The 15836-nt window shown below is 63.1% G+C and carries 16 protein-coding genes; 14 read left to right on the top strand and 2 right to left on the bottom strand.

The window, feature by feature from the left end; genetic code table 11:
- Positions 1–124: 124 nt before the first annotated feature.
- From C9422_RS11570 to C9422_RS11635, 14 genes are read left to right on the top strand one after another with little or no spacing between them, the layout of a single operon-like run.
- Positions 125–859 (top strand): glycosyltransferase family 2 protein, encoded by a 735-nt coding sequence (locus tag C9422_RS11570; RefSeq protein WP_116580758.1) that lies wholly within the window; start codon positions 125–127, stop codon positions 857–859.
- Complete coding sequence (locus C9422_RS11575) at positions 856–1797, top strand: glycosyl transferase (RefSeq protein ID WP_116580759.1); 942 nt, start codon at positions 856–858, stop codon at positions 1795–1797. Before C9422_RS11570 ends, C9422_RS11575 begins: the two co-directional genes overlap by 4 nt.
- On the top strand, positions 1778–3322 hold the full coding sequence (hutH, locus tag C9422_RS11580; protein ID WP_116580760.1) for a histidine ammonia-lyase: 1545 nt from the start codon (positions 1778–1780) through the stop codon (positions 3320–3322). Before C9422_RS11575 ends, hutH begins: the two co-directional genes overlap by 20 nt.
- On the top strand, positions 3315–3740 hold the full coding sequence (locus C9422_RS11585) for a thioesterase family protein (RefSeq protein WP_015093159.1): 426 nt from the start codon (positions 3315–3317) through the stop codon (positions 3738–3740). Before hutH ends, C9422_RS11585 begins: the two co-directional genes overlap by 8 nt.
- Positions 3737–4441 carry an outer membrane lipoprotein carrier protein LolA gene (locus C9422_RS11590; protein WP_116580761.1) on the top strand — a complete coding sequence of 235 codons (705 nt, stop codon included), beginning with the start codon at positions 3737–3739 and terminating at the stop codon, positions 4439–4441. Before C9422_RS11585 ends, C9422_RS11590 begins: the two co-directional genes overlap by 4 nt.
- A complete protein-coding gene (locus C9422_RS11595) occupies positions 4425–6764 on the top strand; it encodes an MMPL family transporter (RefSeq protein WP_116580762.1) in 2340 nt (779 codons plus the stop codon). The genes C9422_RS11590 and C9422_RS11595 overlap by 17 nt, the downstream gene beginning before the upstream one ends.
- The gene (locus C9422_RS11600; protein WP_116580763.1) at positions 6764–7921 is read left to right on the top strand and encodes a sodium:proton antiporter; all 1158 of its coding nucleotides are present in this window, start codon (positions 6764–6766) and stop codon (positions 7919–7921) included. The genes C9422_RS11595 and C9422_RS11600 overlap by 1 nt, the downstream gene beginning before the upstream one ends.
- Positions 7908–9155, top strand: a complete 1248-nt coding sequence (locus C9422_RS11605) for an NAD(P)/FAD-dependent oxidoreductase (protein ID WP_116580764.1) — start codon at positions 7908–7910, stop codon at positions 9153–9155. Before C9422_RS11600 ends, C9422_RS11605 begins: the two co-directional genes overlap by 14 nt.
- Positions 9152–9877 carry a class I SAM-dependent methyltransferase gene (locus C9422_RS11610; protein ID WP_116580765.1) on the top strand — a complete coding sequence of 242 codons (726 nt, stop codon included), beginning with the start codon at positions 9152–9154 and terminating at the stop codon, positions 9875–9877. The genes C9422_RS11605 and C9422_RS11610 overlap by 4 nt, the downstream gene beginning before the upstream one ends.
- Positions 9877–10494: a DUF3261 domain-containing protein gene (locus tag C9422_RS11615; protein ID WP_165824772.1), complete on the top strand. Its 618-nt coding sequence runs from the start codon at positions 9877–9879 to the stop codon at positions 10492–10494. Before C9422_RS11610 ends, C9422_RS11615 begins: the two co-directional genes overlap by 1 nt.
- The gene (locus C9422_RS11620; protein ID WP_116580766.1) at positions 10491–11687 is read left to right on the top strand and encodes a beta-ketoacyl-[acyl-carrier-protein] synthase family protein; all 1197 of its coding nucleotides are present in this window, start codon (positions 10491–10493) and stop codon (positions 11685–11687) included. Before C9422_RS11615 ends, C9422_RS11620 begins: the two co-directional genes overlap by 4 nt.
- Positions 11684–12145 carry a hotdog family protein gene (locus C9422_RS11625; protein ID WP_116580767.1) on the top strand — a complete coding sequence of 154 codons (462 nt, stop codon included), beginning with the start codon at positions 11684–11686 and terminating at the stop codon, positions 12143–12145. The genes C9422_RS11620 and C9422_RS11625 overlap by 4 nt, the downstream gene beginning before the upstream one ends.
- Complete coding sequence (fabG, locus tag C9422_RS11630) at positions 12142–12870, top strand: 3-oxoacyl-ACP reductase FabG (protein WP_116580768.1); 729 nt, start codon at positions 12142–12144, stop codon at positions 12868–12870. Before C9422_RS11625 ends, fabG begins: the two co-directional genes overlap by 4 nt.
- Positions 12870–14096 carry a beta-ketoacyl-ACP synthase gene (locus C9422_RS11635; RefSeq protein ID WP_116580769.1) on the top strand — a complete coding sequence of 409 codons (1227 nt, stop codon included), beginning with the start codon at positions 12870–12872 and terminating at the stop codon, positions 14094–14096. The genes fabG and C9422_RS11635 overlap by 1 nt, the downstream gene beginning before the upstream one ends.
- Positions 14097–14235: 139 nt before the next feature.
- On the opposite strand, the gene C9422_RS11645 is transcribed toward C9422_RS11635, so the two are convergent.
- Both C9422_RS11645 and C9422_RS11650 read right to left on the bottom strand, forming a co-directional pair.
- Complete coding sequence (locus tag C9422_RS11645) at positions 14236–14451, bottom strand: DUF6124 family protein (protein ID WP_015093148.1); 216 nt, start codon at positions 14449–14451, stop codon at positions 14236–14238.
- Between the two features lie 476 nt (positions 14452–14927).
- Complete coding sequence (locus tag C9422_RS11650) at positions 14928–15830, bottom strand: LysR family transcriptional regulator (RefSeq protein WP_015093147.1); 903 nt, start codon at positions 15828–15830, stop codon at positions 14928–14930.
- Between the last annotated feature and the right edge of the window lie 6 nt (positions 15831–15836).

Below are 15836 nucleotides of genomic sequence, written 5' to 3' on the forward strand. Positions count from 1 at the left end.
GAGTGCTGCGCACTCATTCGCGAGCAGGCTCGCTCCCACACTGGATTTGTGAACGCCGTGGACCCCATGTGGGAGCGAGCCTGCTCGCGAAGCAGACTCCTCGGTCTTTCAGGTGTACACCAACATGCATAGCCCCTGCGCCATTGTCCCGGTGTACAACCACGAAGGCGCCATCACCACAGTGGTCGATGCGCTGATCGCCAGCCATCTGCCGTGCATCCTGGTGGACGATGCCAGCAGCCCGCGCTGCGCCCGGGTACTGGACCGCCTGGCCCAACGTGAAATGGTTTACCTGATCCGCCTCGCCGAAAACCAGGGCAAGGGCGGCGCGGTCATGACCGGCTTGCGCGAAGCTTCACGCCTGGGTTTCAGCCATGCCCTGCAGGTGGATGCCGATGGCCAGCACGACCTGCAGGACGTCAAACGCTTCATTGAACAATCACGCCGCCACCCACGGGCGGTGATCTGCGGTTATCCGCAATATGACGCCAGCGTACCGAAAGGCCGTTTGTATGCGCGCTACCTCACCCACGTCATGGTCTGGATCAACACCCTGTCGTTGCAGATTCGCGACTCCATGTGCGGTTTCCGGGTCTACCCGTTGCCACCGGTACTGGCGTTGATCGAGTCGGCGAAAATCGGCAAGCGCATGGACTTCGACTCGGACATCCTGGTGCGCCTGGCCTGGCGCAATCAGCCGATGTCATGGCTGCAAACCAAAGTCCGTTACCCGCTGGACGGCGTTTCGCATTTTCGGATGTTCCACGACAACGTGCTGATTTCCAGCATGCACACGCGGCTGTTCTTCGGCATGTTGCTGCGCTCACCCATGATCCTCTGGCGACGGTGGCGGTCATGAGTGCCGACAAACAACACTGGGCCGACCGCGAGGAGCGCGGCAGTTTCTGGCTGATGAAGCTCACCGCCTTCGGCGCCAAAGTGCTGGGCCGTCGAGTACTGAGTCCGGTGTTGTACGGCATCGTCCTGTACTTCTTTCTGTTCGGGCGCAGTGCCCGACACAGTGCCTGGCAATACCAGCAACGCCTGGCCGACTGGAGCGGTCGCAACGAACTGCGCCCGAGCCATTGGCGGGTATTCGGCCAGTTCATGGCGTTCGCCGACTCCATGCTCGACAAACTCGACGTCTGGAACGGCAGGCTGAGCATCGAACAAATCGAAATCATCGACCCGGCGCTGCTGCGCGACCAGTTACGCGCTGCCCGCGGCCAGATGCTGGTGGGCGCACACCTGGGCAATTTGGAAGTCTGCCGCGCACTGGCGGAAATCGGCGAAAAGGTCACGATGAACGTGCTGGTGCACACCAAGCACGCCGAACAGTTCAACCGTTTGCTGGGCGAAGCCGGGGCGACCAACTTGCGCCTGATTCAGGTCAGCGAACTGGACCCCGGGATCATGCTGCAATTGAGCGAGCGCCTGGAGCGTGGCGAATGGCTGGCGATTGCCGGCGACCGCGTGCCGCTGCATGGCGGACGCAGCGTGACCGTGGATTTTCTCGGCCATCCGGCCAGATTCCCTCAAGGCCCGTGGCTGTTGGCCGGTCTGCTGAAATGCCCGATCAATCTGCTGCTGTGCCTGAAAAAGCCCGACGGCGACTATCGACTGACCATTGAACCCTTCGCTGACGCAATCACCTGGATGCGCAGCGACCGTGAACAGGTCATTCATCAGTGGGCGTCCCGCTACGCCGAGCGCCTGAGTCACTATTGCCTCGAAGCGCCCCAACAATGGTTCAACTTTTACCCTTTCTGGAAGACCGATGACGACGCCAACGCTTGAGCCGGTAACCTTCGGCGAACGCCCTCTGCGCATTGAAGATGTGCTGGCACTGGCCAACCGCAAGGTGCCGACGCAGTTGCAAAGCGATCCCGCCTACCGCGAGCGCATTGCCAAGGGCGCGCGTTTTCTCGACTCGCTGCTGGACAAGGAAGGCGTGATCTACGGCGTGACCACCGGTTATGGCGATTCCTGCGTGGTAGCGGTGCCGCTGCATCACGTCGAAGCGCTGCCGCAGCATCTGTACACCTTCCACGGCTGCGGGCTGGGCAAACTGCTCGACGCCCAGGCCACCCGCGCGGTACTGGCGGCACGTCTGCAGTCGCTGTGCCACGGTGTTTCCGGGGTACGCGTGGAGCTGCTGGAACGCCTGCAGGCGTTCCTTGAACACGACATCCTGCCGTTGATTCCGGAGGAAGGTTCGGTCGGCGCCAGCGGTGACCTGACGCCGCTTTCGTACGTTGCCGCCACGCTGTCCGGTGAACGCGAAGTGATGTTCCGCGGCGAACGCCAGCAGGCTGCCGATGTGCACCGCGAACTCGGCTGGCAGCCACTGGTGTTGCGTCCGAAAGAAGCCCTGGCGCTGATGAACGGCACTGCCGTAATGACCGGCCTCGCCTGCCTGGCCTTCGCCCGCGCCGATTACCTGCTGCAACTGGCCACCCGCATCACCGCGCTGAACGTGGTCGCCCTGCAGGGCAACCCGGAGCACTTCGACGAGCGCCTGTTCGCCGCCAAGCCACATCCGGGACAGATGCAGGTCGCCGCGTGGTTGCGCAAGGACCTGGCCATCGACGCGCCGACCGCCCCCTTGCATCGCCTGCAAGACCGCTATTCCCTGCGCTGCGCGCCCCATGTGCTGGGCGTGCTGGCCGACAGCCTGAACTGGCTGCGTTCGTTCATCGAGATTGAACTCAACAGCGCCAACGACAACCCGATCATCGACGCCGAAGCCGAGCGCGTGCTGCACGGCGGGCACTTCTACGGCGGGCACATCGCGTTCGCCATGGACAGCCTGAAAAACCTTGTGGCCAACGTCGCCGACCTGCTGGATCGGCAACTCGCGCTGCTGGTGGACGAGCGCTACAACCATGGTTTGCCGAGCAACCTGTCCGGCGCCACGGCGGACCGCGCCATGCTCAACCACGGCTTCAAGGCCGTGCAGATCGGCACCAGCGCCTGGACCGCCGAAGCACTGAAAAACACCATGCCGGCCAGCGTCTTCTCGCGCTCCACCGAATGCCACAACCAGGACAAAGTCAGCATGGGCACTATCGCCGCCCGGGATGCGATCCGCGTATTGGAACTCACCGAACAAGTGGCCGCCGCCACCCTGTTGGCGGCCAATCAGGGCGTCTGGCTGCGCGGCCAGGCCGAAGATGCGCGACCGCTACCACCCGCACTGGCCGCCATGCACGAAGCCTTGGCCGGGGACTTCCCACCGGTCATCGAAGACCGCGCGCTGGAAGGCGAGTTGCGCCTGTGCCTGCAGCGCATCGCCGAACAACACTGGAGGCTGCATGCGTAGCAAGGGACTTCTGCACACCGACACGGAAATCGTCGTGCCCTTCTTTGACGTCGACAGCATGCACGTGGTCTGGCATGGCCATTACGTCAAATACCTGGAAGTCGCTCGCTGCGCGCTGCTGGACCAGATCGGCCACAACTACACGGCGATGAATGAATCCGGCTACGCGTGGCCGGTGATCGACCTGCAATTGCGCTACGTGCGCGGCGCGGTGTTCGGCCAGAAACTGAACGTGCGCGCCAACCTGGTGGAGTGGGAGAACCGCTTGAAGATCAACTACCTGATCAGCGATCTGCAGACCGGTGAGCGCCTGACCCGGGCCATGACGGTACAGGTCGCCGTCGACCTCGCCAGCCGCGAGATGCAACTGGCCTCGCCGAAGGTGTTCACCGACGCGGTAGAGAGGGCCCTGCCATGATGTTCTGCCACCCACGTTCCCCTGTGGGAGCGGGCTTGCCCGCGATGGTCGTTAACGATGATGCTGGGAACCTGACACCCCGCGGTGCTCTCAGGCTTTTCGCGAGCAAGCTCGCTCCTACAGTGTTCTGCGTGTTACTGGGCATTCCAGGGCTGGCCAACGCCTTCGACCTGCAACAACTCAGCGAGCAACTGGCCAAACCCGAGGTGATCCACGGCAACTTCATCCAGGAGAAACACCTGCGCGCCCTGCCCCAGCCGCTGACCAGCAAGGGCTCGTTCGTGCTGGCAAAAAACCATGGCTTGCTGTGGCTGCTGAAAACACCGTTGCAGCAGGACTATCGCATCACTGCCAAAGGCATTGCCCGGCGTGACGGCATTGTTTGGCAAATGCTGCCGGGCAAAAGCGCCGGTGCCGAGCAGAACCGATTGTTCCTCGCCGTGCTGCAAGGCGACAGCAGCGGACTGCAGCGGGATTTCGAATTGTCCCTGAGCGGCGACGCACAGAACTGGAAGCTCACACTGGTGCCGCGCTCGATGCTGCTCAAGCAGGTCTTCAACCAGATCAACATTACCGGCGCAGCACTGGTGCAGAGCATCGAACTGCTCGAAACCCAGGGCGACAGTACGTTGTTGCGCATGCAGGACAGCACCAGCGCCCAACCGTTGAGCGACGCGGAGCAACATGACTTTGCCGAGTGAACGGTGGTTGCCACGGCTGTTTCTGATCCTGCTGCTGGCAGTACTGGCGCTCGCGGGTTGGCAATGGCGTGACGGCGCGCCACTGTCGGCGAACCTGATGGAACTGGTGCCCGGCACGGCGCCCGACGCCCTGGAACTGCGCGCCGAACAACGCATGCAAGAACCGCTGAACCGCGAAATGCTGGTGCTGGTCGGCCACGCCGATCGCCAGCAAGCCGTCGCCATGGCGCAAACCCTCGGCGAGCAATGGCAGGCCAGCGGACTGTTCGAAAAGGTCCAGTGGACCCTGCAGGCCGACTTGCCGGCGCTGCGCACGCAATTGCTGCAAGGTCGCCTGGCGATGCTCTCGGCGGTGGACCGACAGCTGCTGATCGAGCACCCCGACACCTTTATCCAGCAACGCGTGCAAGCCTTGTTCGATCCGTTCAACGGTTACAGCCTGGTGCCGAGCCAGGATGACTGGCTGGGGCTGACCGGGCGTATCCAGAACAGCCAGCCGCAACGCGGTTCGGTGCAACTGGACATCAGCAGTGGTGCCCTGGTCGCCGATGCCGATGGCAAAAGCTGGGTGCTGCTGCGCGCGCGCACCACCGGCAACGCCTTCGACATGAACCTGCCGCTGCAAGTGGCCGACCTGCTCAAGCACAGCCGCGAAGAGGCTGCGCAGCACGACGTGCAACTGCTCGCCGCCAGCGGCTTGCTGTATGCGGCCCACGGGCAACAGCAGGCCGCCCGGGAAATGACCTGGGTCGGTGGCGGTGCCACCGTCGGGATTCTGTTGCTGTTGCTGTTGGCCTTCCGGCGCTGGCGCGTGTTGCTGGCGTTCGTGCCGGTGCTGGTGGGCATGCTCTTCGGAGCGGTGGCCTGCGTGGCGCTGTTCGGCCATATGCATGTGATGACCCTGGTACTGGGTTCGAGTCTGATCGGTGTGGCGGTCGACTACCCGCTGCACTACCTGTCCAAAAGCTGGAGCCTGAAACCCTGGCACAGCTGGCCTGCCCTGCGCCTGACCCTGCCAGGGTTGACCCTGAGCCTGATCACCAGCGGTATCGGCTACCTGGCCCTGGCCTGGACACCCTTCCCGGCGCTGACCCAGATTGCCGTGTTCTCTGCCGCCGGTTTGCTCGGCGCCTATTTGTCCGCCGTGGGTCTGCTGCCAGCCTTGCTCAAGGGCGTGGAGCTGCGTCCGGCGCAGTGGCCATTGCGCGTTTGCGAGCATTTGCTGGGCTGCCGTGAAGCACTGCTCAATCAGGTAAAAACGCCAGTCCTGCTGGCGCTGCTGATCGCCTTTTGCGTGGGCGGGCTGTTGCAGCTGAGCAGCAAAAACGACATCCGCCAGTGGATCAGCGCACCACAAAATCTGACCGACGAAGCCCGGACCATTGCACGGATCACCGGCTATCAACCCACCAGCCAGTTTTTCCTGATACGCGCCGCCAATCAGCAGCAACTGCTTGAACGCCAGACCGCCCTGAGCGAACGACTGGATCAATTGATTGGCCTGGAAAAACTCCAGGGGTATCTGTCGCTCAATCAACTGGTCAGCCCGCCGAACGCACAGCAGCAGGTGCGCGAAGCGTTGAGCAAGCTGCCGGCGTTCTGGCAGCCGTTGCTAGACATCGGTGTACCGGCCGAGGCGCTGCAAGCCGAGCTGACGAAGCTACAGGCATTGCCGGCCGTGGACATCGACGCAGCGCTCAGTGGCCCGCTGGCAGAACCCTACCGCCCCCTGTGGCTAGGGCCGACCGAAGACGGCGTGGCGGCGATGGTCAGCCTGCAAGGCATCAACAACCCGGCCCTGCTGCGGCTCCAGGGCGAGGACTTGCCCGGCGTGACACTGGTGGATCGACTGGGTGAATTGAACACGGTCTTCGCCGCCACCCAAATCAGCGCCGCTGAACTGAAACTCGCCTCCTGCGTGCTGATCGTGCTGGTGCTGATCTTGCCGTTCGGTCTCGGCGGTGCGTTGCGCATCGTCTCCCTGCCGCTGCTGGCGGCGTTGTGCAGCCTGGCTAGCCTCGGTTGGCTGGGGCAGCCGTTGACCCTGTTCAGCCTGTTCGGCCTGCTGCTGGTGACGGCGATCAGCGTCGATTACGCGATCCTCATGCGCGAACAGGTCGGCGGTGCGGCCGTGAGCCTGTTGGGCACCCTGCTGGCAGCGTTGACCACCTGGTTGTCGTTCGGTCTGCTGGCGGTGTCGAGCACCCCGGCGGTGAGCAACTTCGGATTGTCGGTGAGCCTCGGCCTGGTCTTCAGCTTCCTGCTGGCACCCTGGGCCGGTCGACAGGTGCACGAGCCCACAGCCGCGGAGCATGCAACGTGATGATCGTTCTGTTCTGGGCGATGGCCCTGGCGTTGTTCGCACTGGCGACCCGTGTCGGCCGGCATTTTGGCCTGATTCCCATCGTCAGCCAGTTGTTGCTGGCAACCCTCGGTTTGCCGCTGCTGATGTATTTCTGGATCGAGCCGCAATGGCAGCTGAGCGGTGCGCAGCTGGTGTCGCCGGGCTGGCTGAAGAACCTCTACAGCCTGAGTTTTGCCCTGTTGCTGGGCTACATCCTCAGCGATGTGATCGACCTGCAACTGGATCGCCAGAGCCTGAAAATCGCCCTGCCGAGCTTTTGCATTCCGTTTGCCTGTGGCCTGGCCACGGCGATCTGGCTGTTGCCGGCGCAACCCTGGATCAGCTCGCTGGCCGTCGGCCTGTTGTTCGCCATCACCGCGATTCCGGTGCTGTACCTGTACCTGCGACACATCGATTACCCGCCCGCTGCCACCCGGCGTCTGGTGCAAACCGCGATCCTCATCGACCTCGCCTGCTGGACTGTGTTCGGCCTCGCCCAGGGCAGCCTGCACCTGAGCAGCCTGTTGCTGCCACTGGCCGGCGCCTGCCTGCCGGTACTGCTGCGGCTGCTTGGCTTGCGCCAGACGTGGCTCTACAGCCTGGGTTTTTTCGCCCTGCTGGTCGTCGCCGAGCACTACAAGCTCAATGCGCTGATTTTCGGCATTGGCTATGTGTTGATCATGGCTGCGTTGAAAGCGCCGCTGGTGCTGCCGCTGCCGGCCATCTGGATGAGTCGTTTGCAGACGTACATCGCCATCCCGTTGATCCTCACGTTCGGCATCGTGCAGATCAACGTGCACAGCGCGATGGACAGCCTCGGCTGGGTGCAACTGGTCGCCCTGCTGCTGTTGCCGATGCTGAGCAAACTGCTGGGCAACTGGCTCGGCCTCGGCTGGGCCGGGGCCTCGTTCAAGGGCGCCAGCCGCTGGCGGGAAAGTGTGCTGCTGAACATCCGCGGCTTGAGCGAGATCGTCTTTCTCAACCTGTTGCTGCAACAGCAACTCATCAGCCCGCCGCTGTACTTTGCGCTGATGCTGATGGGCCTGATCGCTACACTGCTGCCAGCCCTGACCGGTATGCACCGAATTCCCCTGAAAACCGCTGTCCCGGCAAGGAGCCCTCATGCCAACCGTTGAAATGGAATGCCGCCAGGTCGTGGTCATCGGTGCCGGCCCTTCGGGGGCCATCGCCGCCGCGTTGCTCAAGCGCAAGGGACACGATGTGCTGGTGATCGAGCGTCAGCATTTTCCACGCTTTTCCATCGGTGAAAGCCTGTTGGCCCATTGCCTGGATTTCGTCGAAGAGGCGGGCATGCTCGACGCCGTCAACGCGGCCGGCTTCCAGGTGAAAACCGGCGCTGCCTTTGCGTGGGGTGAGCGTTACAGCGCGTTCGATTTCGGCGAGACGTTCAGCCACGGCAAATCAACGACATTTCAGGTACAGCGCGCCGATTTCGACAAGCTGCTGGCCGATCAGGCCACGCTGCAAGGCGTGGAGATCCGCTATGGCGAAACCATCGTCAGCGTCGACATCGACCCGGAAAAACCGCAGCTCGGCGTGCGCCGCGAGGACGGCAGCGAATACCGCATCGAGGCCGGTTTCCTGCTCGATGCCAGTGGCTACGGCCGCGTGCTGCCGCGCTTGCTCGACCTCGAGGCGCCGTCGAACTTCCCGGTGCGCCGGGCCGTGTTCACCCATGTCGAAGACCGTATCGACCACCCGACCTTCGACCGCAGCAAGATCCTCGTGACCACTCATCCGACCCAGCGAGACCTTTGGTTCTGGACCATTCCGTTCAGCAACGGACGCTGCTCGGTCGGCGTGGTCGCCGCCGAGGAACGTTTCGCCGGCCGCAGCGACAATCTGGACGAGTGCCTGCGCGGCTTTATCGGCGAGACGCCAAGCCTGGCCAGCGTGTTGACCAACGCGCGCTGGGACACCCCGGCCCGCACCATCGGCGGTTACTCGGCCAACGTCAAAACCTTGCACGGTCCGGGCTTCGCGCTGCTGGGCAATGCCGCGGAATTCCTCGACCCGGTGTTTTCCTCCGGGGTGACCATCGCCATGCGTTCGGCGAGCATGGCGGCCGGGGTGTTGCACCGCCAGTTGCAGGGCGAAGCCGTCGACTGGCAAACCGAATTCGCCGAGCCGCTCAAGCGCGGCGTCGACACCTTCCGTTGCTACGTCGAAGGCTGGTACGCCGGAACCTTCCAGGATGTGATTTTCCATGAGAGCAGCTCGCCGGAAATTCGCGGAATGATCAGCTCCATCCTTGCAGGGTATGCCTGGGACCCACGCAACCCGTTCGTCAGCGAAGCCCGGCGCCGATTGAAGGTGATATCGGAGTTCTGTGCGAGGGATGCGTCATGAACCACTTGAGCGACCACTACGTCGAAGAAACCCGTTTCGGTTTGTGGTTCCTGCGCAGCCGGATCTGGCAACACTATGTGCTGCGGCTGGCGGTCAACGATTTGCGCGGCCTGTTCAGCGAAGCGCCGCCTGCCGACCCGGTACTGCTGGATGCCGGCTGTGGTCAGGGCAAGTCATTCGCGCTGCTGCGCCAGGCCTTTGCGCCCGCTCGCCTGATCGGTATCGATGCCGACCCGCAAAGCCTCACCCAGAGCGCCGAAGAAGCGGCGCGCCAGGGCATGGACGTGGAGCTGATCGGCAGCGACTGCGCGAACCTCAAGCTGGCGGACGCCAGTATCGACCTGCTGTTCTGTCACCAGACGTTCCATCACCTGGTGCAGCAGGAACAGGCCCTGGCCGAGTTTTACCGCGTGCTCAAGCCGGGCGGTTATCTGCTGTTCGCCGAGTCCACCGAGGCCTACATTGATACCTGGGTGATCCGCTGGTTGTTCCGCCACCCCATGCACGTGCAGAAAAGTGCAGCGCAGTACCTGCAAATGATCCGACAACAGGGTTTCGAATTTACCGCGCAAAACGTGTCTTATCCGTACCTGTGGTGGAGTCGCGCCAGGGATTTCGGCCTGCTCGAATACCTGGGTGTGTGCAAGCCAAAACCCTTTGGCCAACGGGAAGAAACCCTGGTCAATGTGGTGGCGCGCAAACCTTTTGAAGGAACTGTGTGATGTTCATTGCCAACCGCTTGGAATACCCAACCAGTGGGAGCGAGCTTGCTCGCGATAGCGGTGGGTCAGCCAATATCAATGCTGAATGTATCGCCGCCATCGCGAGCAAGCTCGCTCCCACAGGGGTAGTCGGTGTGTTGCGATTTCTGCTATTTGCCGCGACCCTGCTGCTAAGCGCCTGCACCAGCCGGGCGCCATTGCCCGAGAAAAATCCGGAGCTGCCGCTGCCACTGCAATTGCATATCCAGCTATTGAAGCCCGACGACCGCCTGGACTGGGTAGTGGTGATCCAGCGCGAAGAAGCGGGCATTCGCTGGTCAATGATGGACCTGCTGGGCATTCCCCAGGCCCGCCAGCTATTGAACGATAAAACCTGGCACGCCGACGGCTTGTTGCCACCCAACCCGCAAGCCCGGGAACTGTTCGCAGCGCTGCTGTTTGCGCTGACGCCGGATGATGAACTGGCGGCCAACTATCCCGGCGCCTGGCAGCACGGCAGACAACGGTCCCTGCCCGAGCGCTGGGACATCCGCTACACACAACCGCAGAATTTTGAATTGATGATTACGAAAGGTGCGACCTATCAAGTCACGCCCCTGAGCGGTGAAACACCATGACGGCTTACCTCAATGCCCTCGGATTGGTCTGCGCGCTGGGCCGCGACAAGCAGGAGGTTGCCCGCCACCTGTTTGCCGGCGACTGCAGCGGCATGCGCGAACAAGCCGGGTGGGTGCCGCAACGCACGCTGCCGGTCGGCGCAGTCCAGGGCAACCTGGCAACCCTTCCAGCCGACATGTCGCGCCATCACAGTCGCAACAATCAGCTGTTGCTGGAAGCCACGCTGCAAATCCGCCCGGACATCGACAGCGCCATCCAGACCTACGGCCGCGATCGCATCGGTGTCGTGCTCGGCACCAGTACTTCGGGCATCGATGAGGCCAGCCAGGGCCTGGCGCACTACCTGCGCGAAAAGCAGTTCCCGCCCGAGTACGACTACCAGCAACAGGAGCTGGGTGCGCCGGCAAACTTCCTCGCCGAGTGGCTGCAATTGAGCGGGCCGACCTATGTCATTTCCACGGCTTGCACCTCCAGTGCCCGAGCCCTGATGAGCGCCCAGCGCCTGTTGGACCTGGGCGTCTGCGACGCGGTGCTGTGTGGCGGTGTCGATACCCTGTGCAAGCTGACCCTCAATGGTTTCTCGGCGCTGGAAGCGGTCTCGGAACAGCGTTGCAATCCGTTTTCGCTGAACCGCAACGGCATCAACATTGGCGAAGCGGCGGTGCTGTTCCTGATGACCAGACACGCAGGCGACAGCCAGCCGATTGCCTTGCTCGGCAGCGGCGCCAGCTCCGATGCACATCACATTTCCGCCCCCGAGCCGACGGGTCGAGGCGCTCTGCAGGCCATGCGCAAAGCCTTGGGCCGCGCCAACCTGCAACCGGAGCAGATCGCTTACCTGAACCTGCACGGTACCGCCACCCAGCACAACGACGCCATGGAAAGCCTGGCCGTGGCAACGCTGTTCCCGGCCGGCGTGCCCTGCTCGTCGAGCAAACCCATGACCGGCCACACCCTCGGTGCAGCCGGGGCGCTGGAAGCGGCGTTCTGCTGGTTGAGCCTGAGCGCCGACAATCACGAGCATGCCCTGCCGCCGCACGTCTGGGACGGACAGCCCGATCCCGAATTGCCGCCGCTGCAATGGGTGACCCCGGCCACTCGCCTGACGTCCATTGCACCCCGTTACCTGATGAGCAATTCCTTTGCCTTCGGTGGCAACAACGTCAGCCTGATTATCGGAGACGCCCCATGATTGACTGGCCGCTCGCCGAACTGCTGCCCCACGCCGGCGACATGATCCTGATCGATCAGGTCCTGGCGTTCGATGAAGAGCAGATTCACACTCGCCTGACCGTCAAGCCCTATGGCCTGTTCAACCTCCCCGACGGCAGCCTGCCGGCCTGGGTCGGCATCGAACTGATGGCGCAAAGTGTTGCCGCCTTTGCCGGTTGCCATGCGCGTCAGCGCGGCGATGCGGTGGAATTGGGCTTTCTGCTCGGCAGCCGCAAATTCGAATGCAACGTGGAAAGCTTCCCGGCCGGCACCGAGCTGACCCTCCACGGGATTCGCTCCCTGGAGGACGACAACGGCATGGGCGTGTTCGAGTGCCACATCAACGGCCCCGGCATTCACGCCACCGCTCGTCTGAACGTGTACCGCCCACCCCAGGCCGCCCAATATCTCCATGAACCCGAAGGAGTCCAGTCATGACTGAATCCGTACTGGTCACCGGTTCCAGCCGTGGCATCGGCCGCGCCATCGCCTTGCGCCTGGCCCGGGCCGGGCACGACATCGTGCTGCATTGCCGTAGCGGCCTGACCGACGCCGAAGCCGTCAAGGCCGAAGTCGAGGCCATGGGCCGTCGTGCGCGCATCCTGCAGTTCGACGTGGCCGACCGCGCCCGTTGCAAGGAAATTCTCGAAGCCGACGTGGAAACCCACGGCGCCTATTACGGCGTGGTGCTCAACGCCGGCCTGACCCGTGACGGCGCCTTTCCGGCCCTGAGCGAGGACGATTGGGATGTGGTGATGCGCACCAACCTCGACGGTTTCTACAACGTGCTGCACCCGGTGATGATGCCGATGATCCGGCGTCGCGCCGCCGGGCGGATTGTCTGCATCACCTCGGTGTCCGGGCTGATCGGCAACCGTGGCCAGGTCAACTACAGCGCTTCCAAGGCCGGGCTGATCGGTGCAGCCAAGGCATTGGCGATCGAGCTGGGCAAGCGCAAAATCACCGTTAACTGTGTCGCACCCGGCCTGATCGACACGGCCATGCTCGATGAAAACGTGCCGGTGGAAGAACTGATGAAAATGATCCCCGCACAACGCATGGGCACCCCTGAAGAGGTGGCCGGCGCGGTGAATTTCCTGATGTCGGCGGAAGCCTCGTACATCACCCGGCAGGTTCTGGCCGTCAACGGAGGCCTGTGCTGATGAAGCGCGTCGTCGTCACCGGCATGGCCGGCATCACCTCACTGGGCAGCGACTGGGACACCATCGCCGGCAACTTCGCGGCCAACCGCAGCGGCATCCGCCGGATGGACGAGTGGGATCGATTTACCGAACTCAACACACGCCTGGCAGCCCCCATCGATGACTTCACAGTGCCAAGCCACTGGACCCGCAAGCAACTGCGCAGCATGGGCCGGGTCTCACGGCTGGCGGTGGGCGCGGCGGAGATGGCGCTGGCCGATGCCGGCCTGTTGGGCGACGAATCGATCAAGGACGGGCGCATGGGCGTCGCCTGCGGTTCCTCGACCGGCAGTACCGACGAGATCAAGGCGTTCGGCAACATGCTGCTCAACTCGGTGGCCGAAGGCCTGAACGCCAATTCCTACGTGCGGATGATGCCGCACACCACCGCGGCGAACATCAGCATCTTCTTCGGCCTCACCGGCCGCCTGATTCCCACCTCCAGCGCCTGCACCAGCGGCAGCCAGGGCATCGGCTATGCCTACGAAGCGATCAAGTTCGGCCGCCTGCCGCTGATGCTCGCCGGCGGTGCCGAGGAACTGTGCCCGACCGAAGCCATGGTCTTCGATGCGCTCTACGCCACCAGCCTGAAAAACGACACCCCACAACGCAGCCCGCGCCCTTACGACACCGCTCGCGACGGCCTGGTGATCGGCGAAGGCGGCGGCATGCTGGTGCTCGAAGAACTGGAACACGCCCTGGCCCGTGGCGCCCGCATCCACGCCGAGATCGTCGGTTTCGGCAGCAACGCCGACGGCCAGCACACCACCCGTCCGGAGCAAGTCACCATGCGCCGGGCCATGGAACTGGCCCTGGAAGACGCCGGGCTGACACCTTCGGACATCGGCTACGTCAACGGCCACGGCACCGCCACCGAACAGGGCGACATCGCCGAAACCCTGGCCACCAGCAGCCTGTTCGGCGAACACATGCCGATCAGCTCGCAGAAGAGCTTCCTCGGCCACACCCTCGGCGCCTGCGGTGCACTGGAATCCTGGTTCAGCATCGAAATGATGAACCACGACCTCTACGCCCACACCTTCAACCTCGACGAAGTCGACCCGCATTGCGGCAAGCTCGACTACCTGCGCGGCGAGTTTCGGCAGATGAGCAATCGGTACGTGATGAACAACAACTTTGCGTTTGGCGGGGTGAATACTTCGCTGATTTTCAAGCGCTGGTCGTAACCTAGAATATTTTCCCTGTGGGAGCGAGCCTGCTCGCGATGGACGTCAACGATAACGCGCGGTGCCTGAATGACCGCGTTGTCTGGACGTTTTTCGCGAGCAGGCTCGCTCCCACAAGGGTTCTCGCCTCCCCGGACGATCACGGTGGGTCGAGGTTATCCAGTACCCGATTCACCGCCATTTCCCCCAACATGATCGACTGCTGAATGCCCAGCAGGGTATGGCCCTGCGATCCCTTCAGGTCTCTGGCGAAGTCACTCGCCATGACGCTTGCCGAGGCCAGCGACACGCAGGCGTATTCCAGCAGGGTGCGGTTGTCGATGTCGGGGGCGATGAGGAAGATTGTACTGGTCATGATTCAGCGTCCTGAAAGTGGGCGGCCACACCGAATCGTTGCTGATCATAAGGGTGGCAGCTGTACGCAGGTTAGCAGACCGGACAAACCGAAAACCGGCGCGCCCGAAGGCGCCCTGCGCACAGCCACCGTCAAGGGCAGGTATGGACATACCTGCCTATCAGGAGCGCAAATGCGCTTAGGTTTGCTACGGGCTGCTAAACCCGATCACTGACCATCAGTGACACGAATCAAGCTACCGATGGCCCTCAAAGCGCACAAGCCGGCGGATTCTGGAGTAGTTGTAGGCAGCGCCGCAAGGCGCTGTAGCCTGTCCGAGGGATTTCGGAAATGTCCCACGGCCGGTGGTGAAGCTTCCTGCTGGCTTGGGATACTGTTGGTGTTCTTGCGGACGCCTTCGCGGGCAAGCCCGCTCCCACAGGGATTGCGCTGGACCTTGTGGGAGCGGGCTTGCTCGCGAATGGACGGCACAGCCGTCACGGCTTCAGTGGCTCAACCTTCCTCGTCAGCAGCTCAACAAACGCCTTGGCCATCGCCGACTTCTGATCCTTGCGCTGTACCAGCCACACCGCCGAAACAGCCGCCGGATCAAGCAACGGCCGGTAGACCACACCATCAATACGCATCCGCTGATAAGACGCCGGCAGCACCGACACACCGAGCCCCGCCGCCACCAGCCCGATGATGGTCATTGCCTCGCCGGCCTCCTGGGCGAAGTGCGGGCTGAAACCGGAATCCCGGGCCAGGCTGAGCAGTTGTGCATACAGGCCACTGCCATAGCTGCGTGGAAAAAACACAAAGGGCTCAAGCGCCAGGGCTGACAGAAACAGGCCCTCTTCGCTCCCCTCTACCAACGGGTGCTTGGAACTGAGCACCGCGACCAGCGGCTCACGCATCAGTTCGACCACGCTGAGGCAGTCCGGCAGCCCGAGCGGGCGCATGATGCCGACCTCAATCGACTCGTCCACCAAAGCATCGGCCACCTGGGTGCTACTCATTTCCCGCAGGTTCAGATGCACCGCCGGGAAGCGCTGGCGAAAAGAGAAAATCGCCTGGGGAATGGTCGAGTTGAACGGGGCCGACGAGGTGAAGCCAATCTTCAATTCACCCAACTCACCCAGTTGCGCCCGTCGCGCGACATCCGCCGCTTTGTCGACCTGCGCCAGCACCAGCCGCGCCTCTTCCAGGAACAGCCGACCAGCCTCGCTCAGCTCGACCCGACGATTGGTACGCTCGAACAGCCGCGCGCCGACTTCCTGTTCCAGTGCCTGGATTTGCTGGCTCAGCGGCGGCTGGGAGATGCCCAGCACCTGTGCGGCGCGGCCGAAGTGCAGTTCTTCGGCGACGGCGATGAAGTAGCGCAGATGACGCAATTCCATGGAAAC

Origin of the sequence: Pseudomonas sp. B1(2018) (genome assembly GCF_003097365.1) — a bacterium.
Lineage (GTDB): Bacteria > Pseudomonadota > Gammaproteobacteria > Pseudomonadales > Pseudomonadaceae > Aquipseudomonas > Aquipseudomonas laurylsulfatiphila.